At 67.6% G+C, this 21,579-nt stretch carries 14 protein-coding genes; 1 reads left to right on the forward strand and 13 read right to left on the reverse strand.

The window, feature by feature from the left end; translation table 11 throughout:
- Positions 1-46: 46 nt before the first annotated feature.
- From EAH76_RS02685 to EAH76_RS02725, 9 genes are all read right to left on the reverse strand, one after another.
- Positions 47-1,696 (reverse strand): M20/M25/M40 family metallo-hydrolase, encoded by a 1,650-nt coding sequence (locus EAH76_RS02685; RefSeq protein WP_140847705.1) that lies wholly within the window; start codon positions 1,694-1,696, stop codon positions 47-49.
- Positions 1,697-1,766: 70 nt separating this feature from the next.
- Positions 1,767-3,182 carry a M20/M25/M40 family metallo-hydrolase gene (locus tag EAH76_RS02690; protein ID WP_140847709.1) on the reverse strand — a complete coding sequence of 472 codons (1,416 nt, stop codon included), beginning with the start codon at positions 3,180-3,182 and terminating at the stop codon, positions 1,767-1,769.
- A 182-nt stretch (positions 3,183-3,364) separates the two neighbouring features.
- On the reverse strand, positions 3,365-4,579 hold the full coding sequence (locus tag EAH76_RS02695) for an MFS transporter (protein WP_140847713.1): 1,215 nt from the start codon (positions 4,577-4,579) through the stop codon (positions 3,365-3,367).
- A gap of 53 nt (positions 4,580-4,632) precedes the next feature.
- On the reverse strand, positions 4,633-5,679 hold the full coding sequence (locus tag EAH76_RS02700) for a LacI family DNA-binding transcriptional regulator (protein ID WP_194150930.1): 1,047 nt from the start codon (positions 5,677-5,679) through the stop codon (positions 4,633-4,635).
- Between the two features lie 5 nt (positions 5,680-5,684).
- On the reverse strand, positions 5,685-7,163 hold the full coding sequence (locus EAH76_RS02705; protein WP_140847721.1) for a tryptophan halogenase family protein: 1,479 nt from the start codon (positions 7,161-7,163) through the stop codon (positions 5,685-5,687).
- A complete protein-coding gene (locus EAH76_RS02710; RefSeq protein WP_140847725.1) occupies positions 7,160-8,191 on the reverse strand; it encodes a cupin-like domain-containing protein in 1,032 nt (343 codons plus the stop codon). The genes EAH76_RS02705 and EAH76_RS02710 overlap by 4 nt, the downstream gene beginning before the upstream one ends.
- Positions 8,184-8,906 (reverse strand): SapC family protein, encoded by a 723-nt coding sequence (locus EAH76_RS02715; RefSeq protein WP_140847729.1) that lies wholly within the window; start codon positions 8,904-8,906, stop codon positions 8,184-8,186. Before EAH76_RS02715 ends, EAH76_RS02710 begins: the two co-directional genes overlap by 8 nt.
- The gene (locus EAH76_RS02720; protein WP_140847732.1) at positions 8,906-10,426 is read right to left on the reverse strand and encodes a tryptophan halogenase family protein; all 1,521 of its coding nucleotides are present in this window, start codon (positions 10,424-10,426) and stop codon (positions 8,906-8,908) included. The genes EAH76_RS02715 and EAH76_RS02720 overlap by 1 nt, the downstream gene beginning before the upstream one ends.
- A gap of 111 nt (positions 10,427-10,537) precedes the next feature.
- A complete protein-coding gene (locus EAH76_RS02725; protein ID WP_194150931.1) occupies positions 10,538-13,609 on the reverse strand; it encodes a TonB-dependent receptor in 3,072 nt (1,023 codons plus the stop codon).
- Between the two features lie 217 nt (positions 13,610-13,826).
- On the opposite strand from EAH76_RS02725, the gene EAH76_RS02730 reads away from it, so the two are divergent.
- On the forward strand, positions 13,827-16,079 hold the full coding sequence (locus tag EAH76_RS02730) for a beta-glucosidase family protein (protein ID WP_140847738.1): 2,253 nt from the start codon (positions 13,827-13,829) through the stop codon (positions 16,077-16,079).
- Here EAH76_RS02730 and EAH76_RS02735 read toward each other — a convergent pair.
- From EAH76_RS02735 to EAH76_RS02750, 4 genes are all read right to left on the reverse strand, one after another.
- Positions 16,076-16,753 carry a DUF6445 family protein gene (locus tag EAH76_RS02735; protein WP_241659509.1) on the reverse strand — a complete coding sequence of 226 codons (678 nt, stop codon included), beginning with the start codon at positions 16,751-16,753 and terminating at the stop codon, positions 16,076-16,078. The two genes, EAH76_RS02730 and EAH76_RS02735, sit on opposite strands and share 4 nt — an antisense overlap.
- The gene (locus EAH76_RS02740) at positions 16,750-17,562 is read right to left on the reverse strand and encodes a glycoside hydrolase family 16 protein (protein ID WP_140847744.1); all 813 of its coding nucleotides are present in this window, start codon (positions 17,560-17,562) and stop codon (positions 16,750-16,752) included. The genes EAH76_RS02735 and EAH76_RS02740 overlap by 4 nt, the downstream gene beginning before the upstream one ends.
- Before the next feature lie 327 nt (positions 17,563-17,889).
- Positions 17,890-18,972: an AI-2E family transporter gene (locus EAH76_RS02745; RefSeq protein WP_431357965.1), complete on the reverse strand. Its 1,083-nt coding sequence runs from the start codon at positions 18,970-18,972 to the stop codon at positions 17,890-17,892.
- Positions 18,969-21,578 carry a cation-translocating P-type ATPase gene (locus tag EAH76_RS02750; protein WP_140848360.1) on the reverse strand — a complete coding sequence of 870 codons (2,610 nt, stop codon included), beginning with the start codon at positions 21,576-21,578 and terminating at the stop codon, positions 18,969-18,971. Before EAH76_RS02750 ends, EAH76_RS02745 begins: the two co-directional genes overlap by 4 nt.
- Position 21,579: the final 1 nt, after the last annotated feature.

A 21,579-nucleotide genomic window follows, 5' to 3' on the forward strand; every position in this document is an offset into this window, starting at 1 on the left:
CAGCGTAGAACCCGGCACAGATCTCAGGCGCGGACCTGCGCTCCGCTTATTTCCGCAACGCCGCGCTCTGGTCGCGGATCGCCTTGAATTCGGAGGTCGCTTTCCAGCTCGGCCAGGTCGAAGCGTTCGCCACCTCGCGCCCGATCGTCAGCATCAGGTCGATATCCTGCTTGGCACCCGCGAGGTTCCACTCGGGCGACCAGGCGTCGCACGCCTGATGGTAGCATTTGCCCGTATAGGCATCGATCCACGCCTGCCCCGCAGCGGCCCCGCCCTGCTCCAGGTCGGAGGCGCCGGCGATGCCCATCTGCAGCAGCACCGGAACGCCGCGCTTGGCCAGGCTGAAATGGTCGGCGCGATAGAACAGCCCGCGCTCGGGCAAACCCTCGGGCGTCACCCGGCGCCCCTGCGTCGCGGCGACGCGCGCCATGTCGTCCTGCAAGCTGTCCTGCCCGACGCCGACCAGGATCGCGTCCTTCGCCTTGCCCGCGGTCTGCAGGATATCGATCGTCAGATTGGCGGCGGTCTTTTCGAGCGGATAGACCGGGTGCGTCGCATAATATTCCGAGCCGAGCAGCCCGCGCTCCTCGGCGGTCCACAGCGCGAAGGCGATCGTCCGGCGCGGCGCGGGCTCGGCCTTGAGGATCCGCGCGATCTCGAGCAGCGCCGCGACGCCGAGGGCATCGTCATTGGCGCCGCGCCGCATCGTCTGGCCATCCTTGTCGGGCGCGCCGACGCCGTACGCGTCCCAATGCGCGCCGAACATCACCGTCTGGTCGGGCGCCGCCGTGCCGGGAATCCGCGCGAGCACATTGTGGCTTTCGACGATCTTGTGCTCGACGGCGATCGCGGCGGAGAAGCTGGCGCCCTTCAGCGCCACCGGCGTGAAGCGCTTTTGTCGCGCGGCCGCGCGCAACGCCGAAAGGTCGAGCCCGGCGCTCTTGAACAGTGCGGTGGCGGCGTCGCCCTTGAGCCAGCCCTGCAGCCGCAGGCTGGTGATCGTGTCGGGCGCGCGCGCGATGTCATACGCCTCGCCCTGGCCTGACACCACGACGTTCCAGCCATAGCCTGCGCCGGCGGTATCGTGGACGATCAGCGCGCCGATCGCGCCGCGCCGCGCCAGTTCCTCGAACTTGTAGGTCCAGCGCCCGTAATAGGTCATCGTCCGGCCGCCGAACTTGCCGAACGCATCGTCGCCCTTAACCGCCTCGAAATCGGGATCGTTGACCAGCACGACGGCGACCTTGCCGTGGAGATCGACGCCCTTGAAATCGTCCCAGCCGCGTTCGGGTGCGCTGACGCCGTATCCCACGAAGACGAGCGGCGCCGCCTCGATCACGGCCTGGTCCTTGGGTTGCAGCGACCAGACATAGGCTTGCTCGCCGCGCGTCCAGCGCTGCGCCTGCCCGCCGACCGATACGCCAAAGCGCGTGGTGTCGCTCAGCTTGGTCCGCAGCAAGGGGACGGTCTGCGTCCATGTCCCGTCGGCAGCACCGGGCTCGAGCCCGAGTGCGGCCAAGCGCTTGACCAGATAGGCGATCGTCGCCGCCTCGCCCGGTCCGCCGGGCGCGCGGCCCTGGAACGCGTCCGACGACAGATCCTGCACGCTCTTGGTGATCGCGACCGGATCGACGCCCTGCGCCAGCGCCGGGGTCGCGGTGGCGAGCAGCGCGAGGATCGAAAGCGTTTTCAACATCGGCAGAGTCCCTGGTGGCCGGGACCGATCGCCCCGGCGTGTAGCACGATCGTTCGGCGTATCGCGTCGGTCAGCCCGCATAGGCCTTGATCAGATCGAACAGATAATCGCGGCCCGAATAGACCGCCTTGACGATCGCGCGCTCGTTGAGGCCGTGCGTGCCATTGCCGTCGGGGTCGCCATAGGTGCCCGGCGGACCGTAGACCGGAATGCCGATCGCCTCGAGGAAGATGCCGTCGGTCGCGCCGGTCGACATCATCGGGCTCAGCGGCACGCCGGGATAGTATTTGGCGAGCAGCGTCTGCGCCGGGCCGATGATCTTCGGGTCGAGCGGCACCGGCTTGGCGATTGGCCCGCGGCTGTCGGTCTGCTTCACGCTCAGCGCCGGATCGGCGATGACCGCGGCGAGTTGGTCGCGCACCGCGTCGGGCGAAACGCCCGGGAAGATCCGGCAGTTGATGTTCGCGCCGGCGCGCTGCGGCAGCGCATTGTTGGCATGGCCGCCGTCGAGCAGCGTCGCGACGCAGGTCGTGCGCAGCATCGAATGATAGCTCTTGTCGGTATCGACCAGCGCGAGCGCAGCCGTGTCGGCGGGGTTGGCCGAAAGCGCGATCATCGCGCGGCCCATCGCGTCCCCGCGCGCGGCGCCGGCGGTGCGGAAATACGCCTTGGTCGTGTCGGTCAGCATCACCGGGAAATCATAGCCGCGCAGCCGGACAAGCGCGTCGGACAGTTGGTAGATCGCGTTTTCCTTGACCGGTGCCGAGCTGTGCCCGCCCGGATTGGTCGCCTCGATCCGATAGTTGATCGCGGTCTTTTCGCCGACGTGGAGCGTTGAGATGACGAGCTTGCCATGCCCGTCGCTGCGCCCGCCGCCGCCCTCGTTGAGCGCGAATTCGGCGGCGATCAGATCGGGCTTGTTCGCCGCGAGCCAGGAGGCGCCGTTGAACGCCCAGCTCGTCTCTTCGCCACAGGTCAGCGCGAGCTTGATCGTCCGCTTGGGGTGATACCCCTGCTGCTTGAAGCGGATCAGACTGTCGATCCAGATCGCGTCGAGCGCCTTCATGTCGGCGGTGCCGCGCCCGTAGAAATAGCCGTTTTCCTCGATCAGCGCGTACGGATCGCGCACCCAATCCTCGCGCTTCGCCACGACCACGTCGATATGGCCGAGCAGCAGCATCGGCTTCACCGTCTTGGAGCTCCCCGGATAGACGACGACCAACCCGCCCTCCTTGGGATGATCGGGGACCGAGAAAGGCGTGATCTGCGCGTCGGTAAACCCCGCCGCCTTGAAGCGCGCGGCGACCTTGCCGGCGAGCGCGGTGCAGCTGCCCGTCGTGATGCTGGTGTCGGTCTCGACCATTTCCTTGTAGAGCGCGCGAAACGCCTGCTGGTCGGGCCGCAGCGTCTGCGCCGCGCCGGGTTGCGCCGCAAACAGGCTCGTCAGCGTCGCCAGACCGATGGCGACCGTCGCTGCATTCTTCATGGTGCTTCCCCGTCGCTGGCGTCCCGTGGCGCGCAGTATGCGCAGCCGCGACGCGATCCGGAAGCCGCCATGGGAGGACTTTCGCCCGCAGCTCGAAAATTCTTAGGGCCGATGGCGGGCGCTTGCCGGTCCGTTAGCCTAGCCTAGGGGTTAGGATGCGGCGGTGGCCGATCCCAAGCGCGTTATTTCCGTCCCGTCACGCCAAGCATCGCCAATCCTCCGAGCAACGACAAAGCGGCGAGCGCGAAGAACAAGGTCGCGAAGCTGCGGGGGGTCGCCAGCCACCAAGCCAATGCCGGCCCGATCAGCACCGGCACCGTGTTCGACAGATTGATCAGCCCCAGATCGCGTCCACGCCGCCGCGGATTGGGGAGCAATTGCATGACGAAACCGATCTGTAGGGTGAGAAACGTGGTCCAGCCGATCGAAAACAGGCCAAAGCCGATCGCCGCGGCGGTCAAGTCGGTCGCGCATGCCATCACGACGAGACCCACGACATCGAGCGCCACGGCGGCCATGAGGAACGGCTTGCGCCGGCCCGACCGGTCCGACCAGCGGCCAAACACAAGCGCCAAGGGCAACGGCACGAGGTTCGCCATGAAGATCAGGCCCCCCACCTGCGCCGGCACGGCGCTGCGCGCGGCGGGTGCCGCGACTTGCTCCATGAAGAACAAGAGGTAGGCGAACAGTACGTTCCCCGAGATCTGGACCATCAGGCGCGAGATCCAGGCGATCGCCATGTCGCGGGAGGAGACCACCACCCGCCGCTCCACCGCCTGCGCCGCTGGCCTGGCCGACAGTGCCAGCAACGGCGCCAGGCAGACGATCGCGACGATTGCGATCACGCCGAGGCGCAGCCCGAGCGCGGGTGTGGTCCATGTCGCCAAGAGCGGCCCCATCACCGCGCCAAGCGGTTGCGCGCCGGCGAGCAGCCCGCTCAGCAGGCCCTTTTGCCGGTCGAGGCTTTCCTCGGCGAGCAGCGCCACGAGCGGCGCCAAGGCGATGTTGAGCGACACCTGAAAAACCATGACCGCGACGACGAGCATCTCGGGCGTCCGCGCGCCCGCAATGCCGAGATACGACACGATCGTCGCAACGAGCCCCGCGGCGATCCACGCACGCCGCCCCCCGCCGCGTTCGAGCGAAAGATCGCTGAGCCATCCGAAGACGATTCCCGAAACGCTCGCCATCGCCGCACCAGCGATCATCGCCGTCGCAAGCACGCCAAAGCGCGCTTCCCCCGCGATCTGCTCGATCCGCAGCGGCAGCAACAGCGTCAGCAGCGGCAGATAGGCGACGACGCATCCGGCATAGCCAAGCGCGCCAAGCACCGGAACCAGAAGGGTCGATCGCCCGGCGCCGCCGGCGGAGAAGATTCGATCCGGATACGCCGTCATACGATTCGACGCTTAGGACGTCAGCACCGCCACGGCCAAGGGTTTGAACGCCGCTAGCGGCGCGGCGCGGTCGATTGGCGCAGCTCGAGCTTTGCGGGAAGGACGATCGGTTGCTCCGGCGCCTCGCGCCCGCCAAGCTCGGCGATGATCAGTTCGACCGCGCGCCCCGCGAGCTCGGCGATCGGCTGGTCGATCGCGGTGAGCGGCGGGTGCGTGAACCGCACGATCGGCGTGTTGTCGAAGCTGATCAGCGACAGATCGCGCGGCACCACGATCTTGCGGTCGCGGCACGTCTCGAGCGTGGCGAGCGCCATCTGGTCGTTGCTGGCGATGATCGCGGTCGCCGGGTCGGCCGCGTCGAGCAACGCCACCGCCGCCTGCTGGCCCGAGGCATAGCCGAAATCGCCGCTGGCCAGCAGATCGTCCGCCAGCCCCGCATCCGCCATCGCCGCGCGCCAGCCATCGACGCGCCACGCGCTGAGTTCGTAATCGGGCGGCCCGGCGATGAAGCCGATCCGCTCATGCCCCAACGCGATCAGATGCTCGGTCGCGATCCGCGCGGCGCGCTCGTCATCCATCGTCAAGGCAAAGCCCGCCCCGGCGCGGCGCGAGCCGATCCGCACGAAGCTGATCCGCTGCGCCTCGAGCAGATCGACGATCAGCGGATTCTCCGAATGCGGCGGGGTCAGGATCACCCCGTCGGGCTGGAGCGCGGCGATCGCGCCCATCAGCTCGCGCGCGATATGGTCGCTATGCGTATCGACCAGTTCGACGATCATCCGATAGCCATAGGTCGCGCAGGTCAGCATCCCGCCGAGCAGCATCTGGTCGACCCAGTCGGTGCCCTGCCGCGCGCGCCAGTCGGCGATCGTGCGCTCGCGGTCGTTGAGCGCGACGATCAGATACGAGCGCGAGCCGCCCATCCGCTGCGCCGCGATCGAGGGGACGTAGCCGAGCCGGTCGATCGCCTCCTGCACGCGCGCGACCATCTCGGGGCGGACGCTGGGCTCCTTGTTGACGACACGGCTGACGGTCTGCAGCGATACGCCTGCATCCGCCGCAACATGCTTGATCGTGACGGCCTGCCGTCTGCGCGCCATTCCGCTCAGCCGCCGCAATATTGCGCGACATAGTCGGCGTGCGCGGGCAACCCCGCGACGGTGCGTGCGACATTGTCGCGCAGCGTCGCCAGGAACTTGGCCAGTTCCTCGTCGCGCAGCTTGTCGGCGATCGGATGGTAGGCGGCGGGCTCGATCCCCTGCCCCAGCATCACCTGGACCCAGCTATTCTCGGCGAACAGCTCCTCGTTGCGGCGGAACACGCGGCCGGTCTCGCGGAACAAGGCGATCTTCTGCGCGAGGCTCTCGGGCACCTCCATCGCCGCGCATTGCCGCCAGAAGGGGGAGTCGCGGCGATTGGTCGCCTTGTAATGGAGGATCAGGAAGTCGCGGATCTGCTCCATGTCGGCGAATTGCTGGTCGTTGAACTCGGCCACGTCGCGCGGCGATATCTCGCCACCCGGCATCATCCGGATCAGCCGCAGGATCGCGCGCTGGATGAGATGGATGCTGGTCGATTCGAGCGGCTCCATGAACCCGCCCGACAGGCCGATCGCAACGACGTTGCGATGCCATTGCCGCCGCCGCGCGCCGGTGACGAAGCGGATGTTGTTCGGCTCGGTCAGGACCGTCCCCTCGACATTGCCGAGCAGCCGCTCGAGCGCAGTGTCGCGGTCGAGATAGCGGCTGCAATAGACGATGCCGTTGCCGGTGCGATGCTGTAGCGGGATGCGCCATTGCCATCCTGCATCGTGCGCCATCGCGCGCGTATAGGGGACAGGCGGGCGGACGTTTTCGGTCTGCACCGCGATGGCGGAATCGCACGGCAGCCAGTGGCTCCAATCGTCGAACCCGGCGTGCAGCGCCTGCTCGATCAGCAGCGCGCGAAAGCCGGTGCAATCGAGGAACAGGTCGCCCTCGACGACGCCCCCAGATTCGAGATGCAGCGCGGCGACATCGCCACTCTCGCCGTCGAGCGCGACGCGTGCGATCTTGCCCTCGATCCGCCGCGCCCCGTCGCCCTCCGCCATCCGCCGCAGGAACTGCGCGTAGAGCGAGGAATCGAGCTGATAGGCATAGTTCATCCGCTCGTCAGGCAGATGCGCGAACTTGCCTTCCATCGCCGCGACCAGTTCGAGGCAATAGGCGTCGTAGGCCGCGTCATGCCCGCGCTCGCGGCCGTTCATCCAGAAATGCTGGAAGCCGGCCGACCAATGGTCCTGCCCGGTCGTCCCGAACGAATGGAAATAGCGATCGCTGCCGTCCTTCCAGCCATCGAACAGAATGCCGAGCTTGAAGGTCGCCTGCGTCGCGCGCATGAAATCGGCTTCGCCGATGCCGAGCAGCCGGTTGTAGGTAACGAGTGGCGGGATCGTCGATTCGCCCACCCCGATCGTGCCGATCGCATTGGATTCGATCAGCGTCACCTCGGCCGTCCGGCCCATCGTCCGCGCGATCGCGGCGGCGGCCATCCAGCCCGCGGTGCCGCCCCCGGCAACGACGATACGGCGTGGGCTGGCGATCATTGGCTGAGGTTCCTGAGCAGGAAGGCGCGGATACGATCGGCGCTTTCGGGCGTGAGCGGGGCGAGCACGCTGCGGCCCTCTTCGGGGATATGCGCGGTCACGTCGTCGCCATTGTTGAACACGTAATAGTCGAACAGGTCGCGCCAATGCTGCTTCTGGTCGGCAGGCAAATCACGGATCGCGAGCAGCGCGTGGTTGAGCGCATCCTGCGGCGACCCCATCCAGCGCGGCGTCTCGCGCCACCAATAGTTCACCAGCACGTTGAAATCGGCGAGCCCCTCGACGTGGTGCCACCACATCGCGGGTATGTAGAGCGCGTCGCCCGCTTCGAGTTCGGCGACCTGGGCGTGCGCGAGCGCATCGGGGAAACGCGGATGGAGCTGCGCATCGGGTGCGTGGAAATCGACCATGCTGATCGCGCGGCCTGCCGGCGTGTTGTCGATCGGCCCGAGATGCAGATTGCGGAACTGCTCGCGCGGGAACAGCGTGAAGCGTCGGCGTCCGGCCGCGACGCATGCTAGATTGTTGGGCAAATCGTTATGCGCGGCGATGCGCGTCCTGGTGCCGATCCAGATGCTCGCGAGACAGGTGCGATCACCGAGATCGACATGGTTCGCCTCGTACAGGCCCGTGAAGAACTGGTGCATGTCGATCGACGCGAGATAGACTGGCGGTGCCCCAGCCTTGCCCTCGATCGCGTCGATCCGCTCGAAGATGTCGGGCAGCTTCGCCCGCAGCGTGCGGAAATTCATCGCCATCGCCGCGTCGTAGAACAGCCGGCCATCGCCGCCCGCCTCGCCGATCGCGACGGTAAAGGCGGTGTCGCGGTGATGGCGCAGCAGATAGGCGCGCGCGTCGCGCGACGAGCGGCGCCCCGCCTCGACAAGCGGCCAGTCCTTGACCAGCCCGCGAACCACGAACGGCGCATCAGCGGCGCGGAGCCGCGCGTCGAGCGCGGCCGCATCCGCGACCGCGATCTCGGGTACGCTCGCGAGATCCTTGAAGACGCCGGGATCGGCTTCAGCCACGCGGGGCGTCCCGTCGGCTCTTGCGATCGACCAGTTCGGCGACGTTGCTGAGCGAGGCGAGCGCCATGAACATCGGCAACAGATGCCCGTCGGCGTGAAGCTCGCCCAGCGCCACCGCGTCGAGCTGCTGCAACCGCTCCTCGGCGATCGCGTGATAGCCAACGAGCCGGTTGGTGCTGCCGTCGGCGAGCGTGATCTCGAGCGTCAGCGGCTCGAGCAATTCGTGCCGCGCGAGCGCTGCGAAGAAGCCTTCGCTCGCCTGCCACCCGGCATCGAGCTCGCCCAGCTGCCCGGCGATCGTCTCGAGATGCGGCGTCGGCCGGCCGAGATCGTCGAACACGCGCACGCCCTCGCCCCCGCTGGCGACGCGCGGGCTGTCGAGATCGAGATGGATCTGCTTGTCGCCGCCCTCGGTCGCGGGGTGGCCGATCAGGAAGGGCTGGATCTCCATCGCGAGCGGGCGATAGCGCGCATCCCAACGGTCGCCGTCGAGGAACAGATTCTCGCCGGGTTCGAACCCGAACATCGCCAGCGCCTGGAAACGGTCGCGCTGCGGCGTCAGGCGGAACAGGATCGGATAGTCGTTCTGCACGCGGCGAAACTCGCTCGGCACGATCAGGCACGACATCACCGCATCGCCGAAATCCGCACCGCGCGTCGAAGCGATGCGCAGCGTGCGGTGATCCTCGCTGGTCAGGAGCGCGTGGTTGGCCATCAGGAAATATGCTCCATAGCAATCGGTTGATACGCCGCCCGACAGGCGCCGAGATAGGCGCGGATCGGCGGCAGCGTCGCGACCATGCTGCGCGTACGCTGCGCGATCGGCGCCAGCGGCACCGGCTTGTGCGCGTCGAACGGCCCGGGCCCGGGAACGTGCGCGCCCATGCCATACAGGATATACTGATAGCTCGCGGCGGGGAACAGCTCGTCGATCATCGGGAAGTCGGCGCGCGTCGGCGGCCGGTTCGCCCATAGCGCGAGCAGTTCGGCGAGCCGCGGCGGGATCGATGCGGGGTCGCGGTGGTCCTGCCAATAGCGCCCGTCGCGCCGGCTGAGCACGTAATGCAATTTGAGGAACTCGACGATCCGATCCCAGCGATAGCGGAACAGCGTGTTGAAGCGTGCGGCGGTCAGCGGCATGGTTGCGCGTGTCGGCCAGTCGTCGAGCAGCGCATCGAGCGACAGCTCGATCGTGACGATCGCCGACGCCTCGAGCGGCTCGAGAAACCCCGCCGACAGGCCGATCGCGAGGCAATTGCCGGTCCAGAATTGCGCGCGGTGGCCAGATCGGAAGGTCAGCCGGCGCGGCGCGATCGGTTGCGCTGTGCCGAGATACGCGGTCAGCGTCTCAAGCGCAGCATCGTCGCTCATATGCGCGGAGGAATAGACGCAGCCGACCCCACGCCGCGTCGGCAGCCCGATGTCCCAGATCCATCCCGCTTCGTGCGCAGTCGCATCGGTCTGCGCGGCGATCGGACTGTCGGCGGCGACCGGGATCTGCACCGCGAGCGCGCGGTCGTTGAACAGCACGTCGCTACGATCGACGAACGGCACGTCGCCGACCAGCAGCGCCGCGTGGCCGGTGCAATCGAGGAACAGGTCGCCCGTGATCGCGCCATTGTCGCGGGTGCGGACTGCGATCACGTCGCCATTCTCCGCACGATCGACGTCGATGACATGATCGCGCACGTGCCGCACGCCGAGCCGTTCGGTCGCATGCCGCATCAACAGCGCGGCGAGCTTGCCGGCGTCGAGGTGATAGCCATAATTCAGCGCGCCCGCATAATCCGGCATCGCCCGCTGGCGTGGCGCCAGAGATTGCGCCGCCACCTGCGGTTGCGGGGTGACCGCATCGGCGAAAGACGCGCCGGCGGCTTCGGCTTGCCACGCGGCAACGAGCGCGCGCGCGTCCGGCTCGGCCGGCGGCGTGAAGGGGTGGAAATAGACGTCATCGTGGGCCCCGGTCGCCCAGCCGCGAAAGCGCGAGCCGTGCTTGAACGAAGCGTCGCAGGCGAGCAGGAATTCCGCCTCGCCGATCCCGATCCGCTCTAACGTCGCGCGCATCGTCGGCCAGGTCCCCTCGCCCACGCCGATCGTCGCGACATCGGGCGATTCGACGAGCGTCACCGTGATCGGCTGTGCCGTCGGCCGCGCCGCCGCGGCGATCCGGCAGGCGGCAAGCCAGCCCGCGGTCCCACCGCCGACGATGACGACTGTAGAGATGGCCGTATCCAATTGGCCCGTCCTGTTGCGGGGTCCGTAATCGGGCCCCGTTCGACACCATCTGTGCCCCGCAGCCCCGGAAAACGCCACCCTCGCAGCGCGAGGGTGGCGCCGTATCCGGTGTTAGAACGCGATCCGTGCACCCGCCGAGTAGCGCGGATCCTGCCTGGTCACGAACGTGATGTTACGATCAGAGCGGAGATGGCCGCTGCGATCCTCGCTATTGACGTTGATCCCCTCGACGAACACCGAGATGCTCTTGGTGATCGCGTAGCTCGCGCTGACGTCGAGCTGGCCATAGGTATTGATGTAGGTCGGGTTGACGCCCGCGCCCGACAGATACCCCTTGCGCCAGTTATACGCGGCGCGCGCCTGCAGGCCGTTCTTGTCGTAGAACAGCACCGCGTTGGCGCTGTCCGACAGGCCGGTGATCGCGAACTGCGAAACACTCGCCGGCAGGCGGTTGTTGTAGTTCTGGTTGCCGCGCACGATCGTGTAGTTGAGGATCGTGCCGAACCCGGTGTTCCAGAATCTGTGCTGGATCGCGAATTCGAACCCATCGACATTGGCGGTCTGATCGCTGTTGAACGGCGTCTGGATCACGAAGTTGACCAGCGGATCGTTCGGCTGCGCGACGATCGTCCCGTTGACCACGCCGCCCGGATAATTGGCGCCGATATAGTCGCGGATCTGCGCGAAGGTCGCGTTCGCCCCCAGCGCATTGAGCGCCGCCTGATAGCGCGGGCCGTTCTGCGTCACGCCGTTGAAGGTCGTCGTCGGCGAGGTGATCCCCGGGATCGTCTGGTTGACGACGGTATTGCCGATGTAATTCGCCACGTTCTTGTGGAAATACCCGACCGAGATGTAGCTCTCCTTGTTGTAATACCATTCCGCCGACAGATCGATGTTCTTCGACTTGTACGGGATCAGGCCGGGATTGCCGAGCGAGCCGGTACCGCCGCCGACGCGGAACAGCGTGTCGAGCCGGCGACCGCCCTGCAGGCTGCCATAGTCAGCCCGCGTGATGGTGTGGCTGTAGGACGCGCGGAGCTTGATCGTATCGGTCGGCTCGATGTCGAAATCGACCGACGGCAGCCAGTTCTGATAGCTGCCCTTGAACGAGGTGAAGCCGGTTCCGTTGAACAGGATGTTGAACTCGTTCTGCGAATTCTGCCGCGCGCCCGTCGGGTTTGGCACCAGCGCGGTCGCGCTGACGTCGGTCGTCTCATAGCGCAGGCCACCGATGATGTGACCCGGCATCGACAGCACGTTGAACTTGCCGTTAAACTGGAAATACGGCGAGATCGTCTTCTCGCGGACGCGCGAGTCGGTGGTGTAGGGGATCAGGCACTGGCCGTTGCCGCCGCAGATCTTGTACGCCTGGTCGAGCAGCTTGACGACGCTCGGCAGGTCGAACGTGTAGAACGACTTGACGATGTCCGCCGAATTGGCGCCGCTGATGCCGGAGAACTTGTCGGGAATGCTAGTCAGCGTGAACAGGCTGTCGGGCAGCAGCGCCGCCGCGGCCGCCCGCTGCGCAGCGCTGTCGCCGCCGGTCCCGCCCCACGTGTCGTTCTGCAGCACGCTATAGGCCGAGCGCACCTTGTTGTCGGTGTACTGCACGCCCCAGTCGAGGCTTTCGAGGAAGCCGTGGCTGTGGTCGTAATGTCCCTTGAGCTGGAACTGGTTGATCTCGTCGCGGAAGTACGAGTTGCGGAACGCGTTGCCGGTCGGGACGATGTTCGCGGCATTGAGCGGATCGATGCCCGAATACATGTTGTACGAGATGACGGGCAGCTGGTTCTGGAAATTGACCGTCTGGTTCTGCACCCCGAACACCGCGGTGCCGACCGAGTTGCTGTTGCCGTACGGGCTGTTCGGCTTCGATTCGGCGGTCGAGTGGTTGACGTCGAGCACTACAGTGACGCCGCCCGGCGCCTTCCAGGTAAGGTTGCCGCCGATCGCCTTGTTCTCGCTGCGCGCCGAGGTCTGCGACGCCGAATATGCGAGATCCTTGGTCTCGGACGCGGCGAACCGCTCGGTGTAGAAGTTCGGCCCGGCGACCGGGCCGTTGGTCCACGAGCTCGACGTGTCGTTGTGGTTGTACCAGATGCCGACGCTGTTATCGCGAATGTCGACGGTGTTGCGCGAATAGGTGTAATCGAACGTCGCGGTCAGCGCGTCGGTCGGCTTGAACTGCAGCACGGCCTGGCCGTTGATGCGCTGACGCTTGCCGTTGACGACGTCATAGCCGGCATTCTGCGGCACCTGATAGACGTCGGTCGCGCCCGGACGGTTGGTGATGTTGGCGGCGCGCGGGTCGCCGGCCTGCGCGAGCGAACCCCAATTGTTCTCGGCGCCGAGATAGCCGTCGCGAAAGCCGACATTGGCCTGGTTCGCGCTGAAATGGCGCTCCTGGAACGAGCCGAGCACGAGCACGCCGATCCGATCGTCCGCGAAGGTGTCGGAGAAGATGCCCGACACTTCGGGGGTCACGTCCTTGCCGCCGTTCTGCGACGTGTCGATCACGCCGCGCGCCGACAGCGAGCCGCGCAGGCCCGGCTTGTCGAACGGCCGCGGCGTGCGGATGTTGATGGTCGAGCCGATGCCCCCCGACGGCACGCTCGCGCGCCCCGACTTGTAGACTTCGAGCGCGGCCACGCCTTCGGACGCGAGGTTGGCGAAATCGAACGAGCGCGAGACCGGTGCGCCATTGCCGTCGCCGATCGTCGAGGTCGCGAGCTGGCGACCGTTGAGCGTGACGAGATTGTATTCGGGGCCGAAGCCGCGGACGGTAACGAACTGGCCTTCGCCGTTCGAACGGTCGATCGACACGCCGGTGATGCGCTGGAGCGATTCCGCGAGGTTGGTGTCGGGGAACTTGCCGATATCCTCGGCCGAGATCGCATCGACGATGCCCTGCGCATTGCGCTTGAGGTTGATCGAGCTGCGCAGCGAGGCGCGAATGCCGGTGACGACGATGTCGCCGCTCGCGTCGGTCCCATCGGCGGTCGCGGTGCTCTGCGTCGTCACGGTGCTGGTCGGCGCATCCTGTGTCGTCGCCGGACCGGTGTTGCCCATCGTCGACGCGGCGTCCTGCGCCACGGCGATCATCGGATAGCCCGCAAGCGCAAGCGTCGAGACGCCAAGTGCGAGTCGCGTAGCCAAACGGGTGCTAAAGCCCCCCATCGTCATCCTCCCTGATAGCGGCGCCTTACCCCAGCGCCCTCTTGTTTGAGAACGTTCACTTGTTCCTGGCTAAAGCGATTGTCAAGTCGCCGACATGGCGGAAACGCGATGTTGTGAACGTTCCCAGGATGTGCTGTTTAGGCGCCACAGGCGGCGGCGCGGCCGAGCGGGGAAGCCCCGCCGGCGACGGGATGCCCGCCGAAAATCTGGGAGGATTTCTACGATGGCAAAGACGATTCACGGCTGGCTACTCGGCGCAACGCTGCTTTCGGGCATCGGCGGGGCAGCGCCGGTGGTGGCGGGCCAGGCCGCCAAACAGACCGCAGCGCAGGACGCGCGGGCCCGCGCGGCGGCGATCGTTGCCAAAATGACACTCGACGAGAAAATCGCGCTCGTCCACGGTCTCTTCCCGCCAATGGCCAAGGGCAAGACGCCGAACGAGCTGATTCCGTCGGCCGGCCATATCGACGGCATCGCGCATCTGGGCGTTCCGCTGATTCGCGAGAGCGACGCGTCGCTCGGCGTCGCCAACCAGATCGAGCAGCGTAAGGGCGATGTCGCCACCGCCCTCCCCTCGAGCCTCGCCACTGCGGCAACCTTCGATCCCGCGATCGCGCGCGCGGGCGGCGCGATGATCGGCGCCGAGGCGCGTGCGAAGCGCTTCAGCGTGCTGCTCGCGGGCGGCGTCAATCTGACGCGCGACCCGTGGAACGGCCGCAACTTCGAATATCTCGGCGAGGATCCGCTGCTGTCGGGCATGATGGCGGGCGCGCATATCGCGGGCGTCCAGTCGAACCACATCGTCTCGACGGTCAAGCATTTCGCGCTCAATGCGCAGGAAACCGGCCGCACCGTCGTCGACGCGCAGCTTGGTGAGGCGGCGCTGCGGATGAGCGACCTGCTTGCCTTCCAGATCGCGATCGAGACGGGCAAGCCCGGCTCGGTGATGTGCGCGTATAACAAGGTCAATGGCGACTGGGCGTGCGAGAATGCGCATCTGCTGGGCGACGTGCTCAAGCGCGATTGGGGCTATCGCGGCTGGGTGATGAGCGACTGGGGCGCGGTGCATTCGACCGCCAAGGCCGCGAATGCCGGGCTCGATCAGGAATCGGGGCAGGAGCTCGACCACGCGGTCTATTTCGCCGATGCGCTCAAGGCCGATATCGCAGCCGGGCGCGTGCCGATGGCGCGGCTCGACGACATGGTGATCCGCTATCTGACCGGACTGATCGAAACCGGCGCCTATGATGCGCCCGCGAACGACGCCCAATCGATCCCCTATGACGCCCACGCCGAGGTTGCGCAGCGCGCGGCCGAAGCCGGGATCGTCCTGCTCAAGAATGATGGCGATCTCCTGCCGCTGGCACGCACCGCCAAGCGTGTCGTGCTGATCGGCGGCCGTGCCGATGTCGGCGTTCTCTCGGGCGGCGGGTCGAGCCAGGTTCGCTCGGTCGGCGGCGCGCCGGTCGAGATCCCGCTGACGAGCGGTGCGGCATCCTCGTTCGCGCGCGTCACCTGGCATGCCTCCTCCCCGCTCGCCGCGATCCGCGCCGCGATGCCGCAGGCGCAGGTCACCTGGATCGATGGCCGCGACCCCGCCGCCGCCGCGGCCGCCGCCAAGGCCGCCGACGTCGCGATCGTGTTCGCGACGCAGTGGACGACCGAAGCACAGGACGTCCCCGATCTGTCGCTCCCCGATCACCAGGACGATCTGATCGTCGCGGTCGCCGCCGCGCAGCCCAAGACGATCGCGGTGATGGAGACCGGCGGCCCCGTGCTGATGCCCTGGCTGTCGGCGGTGCCCGCGGTGCTGCAGGCGTGGTATCCGGGGCAGCGTGGCGGCCCGGCGATCGCCAACATTCTGACGGGCCGCGTCAATCCGTCGGGCCGGCTGCCGATCACCTTCCCCGCCAGCCCGACCCAGGCCCCGCGCGCGGCCCCTGTCGGGCTCGACCGGCTGACCGCCGCCGAGGCACAGGCGGCGGCCGATCCCGGCCATGCGAGCGACCATCAGCTCGCGAGCTTCCCGGTCGACTATGCCGAAGGCGCCGATGTCGGCTATCGCTGGTACGAAAAGACCCGCGCCACGCCGCTGTTCGCGTTCGGCCACGGGCTCAGCTACACCCGCTTCGCCTATCGCAACCCGGTCGTGACCGGCGGCGCAAAGCTCAGCATCAGCTTCGAGGTGGTCAATACCGGGCGCGTCGCGGGCGCCGACGTGCCGCAAATGTATGTCGCGCGAGAGGGGGCAGCGACGCCGATGCGGCTTGCCGGGTTCCAACGCGTCATGCTGAAGCCAGGCGAAGCCAAGCGCATCACGCTCGTCGCCGAGCCGCGCATCCTCGCCGACTATGACACGGCCCTGCCCGGCTGGCGGATCGCCGGTGGGCGCTACCGCGTCGCGCTGGCGCACGATGCGACCGACCGGGCGCTCGTCTCGACCGCGAGCGTCACGGCGGCGACGATGAAGCCCTAGCCGACCGATAGGAAGGCGGTAACCGTCAGCCGCCCTTGCGCGGGATCGCTCGACAGCAGCACGCCGGGCGCGATCGCGCCGCTGTGGAGCAGATAGCTCGGATAGACGAGCGCACGGTTGTAGCGCGCTTCGATCTCGAGCGTGCGCTCGAACAGCGGCGTGTCGCCCGTGACATAGCGCGCGGGTGGTACGCCGCCGTGGCGGATCTCGGCCTCGAGCTGGCCGAAGAAGATCGGCGCACGATCCTCGTCGATCGTCTCGAACCCGGTCGAGCGATGGCGAAAGAAGGCGGTGCCGTCGCCACCGTCGGGTGCGAGATAGTGGACGAGTGCGATCCGGTCCGCGCCGAACGCGTCGCAATGCGGCAGCCGCTGGCGGATATCGAGCGCCTCGGGCGGGGTCGTCACGATCGAAAAGCTCGCGTCGATCAGGGCGACCGCGCCGGCGCGGCCCAGCACTGGGCCCAGGACATCGGCGAGCGCCTCGATCTGCGCCGGCATATAGGCCGGCGGCAGTGCGGCGCGGACGCCGGGATAATGCTGCATCGCCGGGCCGAAGCTCGCTGCGATCGCCGCGGCACGCAGCACATCGGGATCGGCCGCGAAGCCGTCGATCACGACCACCGGCTGCGCTTCGCGCCCGACCCGGTGGACGGTGATCGCGGACGCGCTCACCGGGCGCGCCAATAACGGACGTAATCGACCGACAGGCGCTGCGGCAGCGCGGCATCGTCGATTCCCTTGACCCCGCCCCAATCGCCGCCGACCGCGAGATTGAGGATCAGATTGTACGGCACGGTGAACGGCCAGGCGGCATGCCCCCCCGGCTGATCGTCGGCCACGCGCATATAGCCATGGCCATCGACGCCGATCGTGATCGCATGCGGCTGCCAGTCGAGCTGGTAGCGGTGGTACGCGGTGCACGCGCTTGCGACGTGCGTCTCGGCGCCGCGCTGCGTCCCCAGCCGGTGGTTGAACGCGCCGCTGTGCAGCGTGCCGTGGACGACACGCGGCTGCCAGCCGACCATCTCCATCAGGTCGATCTCACCCATCTCGGGCCACGTCCCGCTCTGCGGCAGCAACCAGATCGCGGGCCAGGTACCGCGCCCGCATGGCAGCTTGGCGCGGACTTCGTAAAAGCCGTAGCCGAGCGCCTTGCGGCTTACGAGCTTGGCCGAGCTATATGCCTGCCCGCCCCAGTCGGAACGCGACCGCAGCGCCTCGCGCCGCGCCTCGATCACCAGCGCGCCCTGCTCGATCCGCGCATTCTCGCGCCGATCGGCCGCGTAATATTGCTTCTCGTTATTGGCCCAGCCGGTGCGGTTGCGCTCGACATCGAAGCGCCAGCGCGAGGGGTCGATCTTTCCGCTGAACTCGTCGGCAAAGGCGGGCCGCGTCGTCGGCGCCCGCATCGGCACGTCGACCGAATAGTTGGTCGCCGCCAGGCTCACCGCCTGCGCGAACAGAATCACGACATTCGCCAAGGCCTCACCTCATCCGCTCGGACCGCTCTGCGCAGTCTCTCGTGGCAACGGTTTAAGGCGCGTCGGCTTTCGAAACCACCAGCAAAATGGCGCCGGTCGCGCCGTGCTCGGCGGTGGCGGTGGCCGCTCGGGATGGATCAGGGTCGCACGCCATCGGGATCCTGCGCGATGGTCTGGCGTGCATCGCCGCGATGCGCGCACAGACGGTCACAGCCGGCGCTACGCCGGCCCGGACCGCAATCTCGCGCTCTACGACAATCCGCTGATTGAGGTCGTGCCCGCAGGCTCTGTCCGACTTTGAAGTGCCATCCCTCGTCCGTCGGCACTTCACGATGCCGGCGGCTGCGACGGGGCTTGGGTGTCGCCGACAATCCCCCACACCGCCATGAACACCGCAGCGATCACCGGCCCGATCACGAAACCGTTGAACCCCATCAGCTCGAAACCGCCGAGCGTCGCGATCAGCACGACATAGTCGGGCATGCGGGCATCACGGCCGACCAGGATCGGGCGGACCACGTTATCGACGCTGCTGATGATGAAGAAGCCGCAGAGGAATAGCACGCTCCCCTGCCAGATCGCGCCACTCGCCAACAGATACACCGTCATCAGCACCCAGATCAGCCCGGTCCCGATCGCGGGGAACAGGGAGAACACGCCCATCGCCACCCCCCAGAGGAGCGCGCCGGGGACGCCGATCGCCCACAAGACGATGCCGCCGGTCGTTCCCTGCAGGATCGCGATGATCAGACTGCCCTTGATCGTCGCGCGGATCACCGTGACGAACTTCGCCACCAGCACCGCGCGCTGGTCGAGCGTCAAGGGAATGGCGCGCTCGACGCGCGCTGCGAGCGCATGCCCGTCGCGCAGCAGGAAGAAGGTCAGATAGAGCATGACGCCCAGCGCCAGGAAGAAGCCGAACGTGCCCTGCCCGATACTGAGCACTTGCCCAAGTAGCAGCTGAAAGCTGTTCGCGACGCCTTGGCCAAGCCGGCTTCGCAGCCCCGCCATATCGCCCAGGCCGATATCGGCAAGCCAGTCCCGCGCCCATCCCGGCAAGCGCGCCTGCGTCTCGACAAACACGCGTCCGAAATCGATCTCCCCACTGCGGACGTGCATGTAGACGGTGGTCGCCTGCCGCAGCAGGGCCGATGCCAGCAGCATCGCGGGCACGACGACGACCATGACGATCACCAGCAACGTCGCCGCGGCGGCGACTCCCCGCCGGTGCGGCAGCGCGCGGAGCAGCCGTGCGTTGAGCGGCTCGAACAAAATCGCGGCGATCACCGCCCATAGGATCGCCCCGGAAAAGGGCGCGACCAGCCAGACAAAGGCAAGCGTGGCGCCCGCGACCAGCACCAAAAGGACGCCGCGCGCGACCATCGCATTGGGCGCCACCTCCGCGCTCACGCTGCAGCGACCCCACCCGCCCGCGACGGCGGCGCAGCGCGCGCGATCACCCAGCGGACCAGCGGCTTGCAGCCTTCGAGCAGCCCCAGCAGGACGACGCCCAAACCGACCGCCAGCGCCATGTCGCTCCACGCGATCGTGCCGAACTTCAGCAGCGTCTGCGCTTGCGGGAGGAACAGGATCAGCGCGGTCACGGCGGTGATCGCAAGCGCGACGTATCGCAGCGCAGCGTTGTGCCGGAATAGCGCTTCGCCGAGCGCCGCACTGAACGAACGGTTGGCCAGGATCAGCGCGACGATCTCGGCGATCAGCGCAAAGAAGATCAGCGCGCGAAGCTCGGGCTCGGGCATGCCGCCCCATGTCTCGACGAAGAAGACGCTGGCCAGCATGGCAAAGGCGATCCCGCCCTGGAGCACGCTGCCGACAATCATCGGCAGCGCGAACAGCGGTTCGGCCGGATCGCGCGGCGGCCGCGTCATGATATCAGCTTCGTCGCGCTCCGCCTCGAACACCAGCGCGCAGACCGGATCGATCACCATTTCGAGCAACGCGATGTGGATCGGGCCGAACAGCAACGGCATGCCGAAGAAGAGCGGGAGCAGCGCCAATCCGGCGATCGGCACGTGGACCGCGAAGATGAACGCCATCGCCTTGCGGATATTGTCGTAGATCCGGCGTCCGAGCCGGACCGACGCGACGATCGACCCGAAATCGTCGTCGAGCAGGACGATCGCCGCGGCCTCGCGCGCGACGTCGGTGCCGCGCTTGCCCATCGCGATGCCGATATGCGCGGCCTTGAGCGACGGCGCATCGTTGACGCCGTCGCCGGTCATCGCGACCACCTCGCCCGCGGCCTTGAACGCCTGGACGATGCGAAGCTTCTGCTCGGGCATGATGCGCGCGAAGACGGTGACGGACTTCAGCCGTGCCGCAAGCGCGGCATCGTCGAGCGCGGCGAGATCGTCGCCGGTCAGCACATCGCCATCGACGATGCCGGCCTGCGTCGCGATCGACCGCGCGGTCGCCGCATAGTCGCCCGTGATCATCACCACCCGGATGCCCGCGCTGCGGCATTCTGCGACCGCACCGGCGACACTCGCGCGGATCGGATCGGCCAGCCCGACGAGCCCGGTCAGGGTATAGCCATAGCCCTGCTGCGTTTCGGCCCAGGCGCGACTTGCGGGCGTCGCCGTCGCGACGGCAAGGACGCGGATACCCCGCACCGCCATCGCATCGACGGCGGCGGTCATCGCCGCGAACGCGTCGCTCGACAGGTGGCACAGGCCAGCGATCGCTTCCGGCGCGCCTTTGGCCGAGAGCGTGAGCGTGTCTCCACGCTCCCAGATGTTCGACATGGCGAGGAGTTCGGGGCGCAGTGCATAGCCATGCACCGGCCCGCCATCGGGCACGGCGATCGCCGGAATCGCGGCGCGCGCGGCGTGGAGCGCAATATCCATCGGATCGGTCGGCTCGGCGGCACTGGCGAGCGCCGCGGTCGCGATGAGGGCGTGATACGAATCCGGCACCGCGACGTCCGGTGCGATCGCGAGGGTCGTACCGCCCGGCAGCCACAGTTCGGCGAGCGACATGCGGTTCTCGGTCAATGTGCCGGTCTTGTCGGTACACAATATCGTCGCCGAGCCGAGCGTCTCGATCGCCGCGGCGCGGCGCGTGAGGACCCCGACCTTGCCGATCCGCCATGCCCCCATCGCCAGGAATACCGTCAGCACGACCGGAAACTCTTCGGGCAGCATCGACATCCCGATCGCGATGCCAGCGAGCAATGCCTCGATCCAGCCCCCGCGCAGCAGGCCGTACATGAGCACCACCGTCAGCGCGACCGCCCCGCCCCCGATCGCGCACCAGGTGACGATCCGCGTCGTCTCGCGGCTAAGGCGCGGCGCTTCGGTGTCGAGCGTCGCGAGCGACTGGCCGATCCGCCCGATTTCGCTGCGGGGTCCGGTCGCCAACACGCGCGCAATGCCGCTGCCGCGCGCGACGAGCGAGCCCGAATAGACATAGGGCTGACCATCGCCGCCAGGCCGCGGCGCCGCGCCGCCGGCGGGGGCGTCGTGGACGTCCAGCAGGATCTTGCCGACCGGCACCGATTCCCCCGTCAGCAGCGACTCGTCGGCCTGCAGGTCGTTTGCCGCGACGAGCACGGCATCGGCGGCGATCCGGTCCCCCTGTTCGAGAACGATCAGATCGCCGCGGACGACCTCGCGCCCGGCGACATGGCGACGCGCGCCATCGCGGATCACCAGCGCGCGCGGCGCCGAAAGGTCGCGCAGCGCCTCGAGCACATGCTCGGTTCGTGCTTCCTGAACGACGGTGACGGCGATCGAGAAGGTCGCGAAGCCCAGCAGAATCAGCGCTTCGGTGAGATCGCCGAGCAGCAGATAGGCCAGGCCGCCGGCGAGCAGCAGCGCCAGCATCGGTTCGCGCAGGACGTCGAACGCGATCCGCAGGATCGATCGCTGTGCTGCGCGCGGCAGTTCGTTGGGACCGTCCGCGGCAAGCCGCGTCGCCGCATCGTGCGACGACAATCCGCTGGCGCCTGTGTCGCCTGGTGCATCACCGGCGTGCCGAGGCGATGGCGAGATCATC

Source organism: Sphingomonas glacialis, assembly GCF_006439055.1.
Taxonomy (GTDB): Bacteria; Pseudomonadota; Alphaproteobacteria; order Sphingomonadales; family Sphingomonadaceae; genus Sphingomonas; species Sphingomonas glacialis_A.

Bases quoted from the DNA above. Each gene is read 5' to 3' on its own strand.
- EAH76_RS02685 (WP_140847705.1), bottom strand. From the start codon at position 1,696: ATGTTGAAAACGCTTTCGATCCTCGCGCTGCTCGCCACCGCGACCCCG.
- EAH76_RS02695 (WP_140847713.1), bottom strand. From the start codon at position 4,579: ATGACGGCGTATCCGGATCGAATCTTCTCCGCCGGCGGCGCCGGGCGA.
- EAH76_RS02750 (WP_140848360.1), bottom strand. From the start codon at position 21,578: ATGATCTCGCCATCGCCTCGGCACGCCGGTGATGCACCAGGCGACACA.
- EAH76_RS02715 (WP_140847729.1), bottom strand. From the start codon at position 8,906: ATGGCCAACCACGCGCTCCTGACCAGCGAGGATCACCGCACGCTGCGC.
- EAH76_RS02705 (WP_140847721.1), bottom strand. From the start codon at position 7,163: ATGATCGCCAGCCCACGCCGTATCGTCGTTGCCGGGGGCGGCACCGCG.
- EAH76_RS02690 (WP_140847709.1), bottom strand. From the start codon at position 3,182: ATGAAGAATGCAGCGACGGTCGCCATCGGTCTGGCGACGCTGACGAGC.
- EAH76_RS02700 (WP_194150930.1), bottom strand. From the start codon at position 5,679: ATGGCGCGCAGACGGCAGGCCGTCACGATCAAGCATGTTGCGGCGGAT.
- EAH76_RS02730 (WP_140847738.1), top strand. From the start codon at position 13,827: ATGGCAAAGACGATTCACGGCTGGCTACTCGGCGCAACGCTGCTTTCG.
- EAH76_RS02725 (WP_194150931.1), bottom strand. From the start codon at position 13,609: ATGACGATGGGGGGCTTTAGCACCCGTTTGGCTACGCGACTCGCACTT.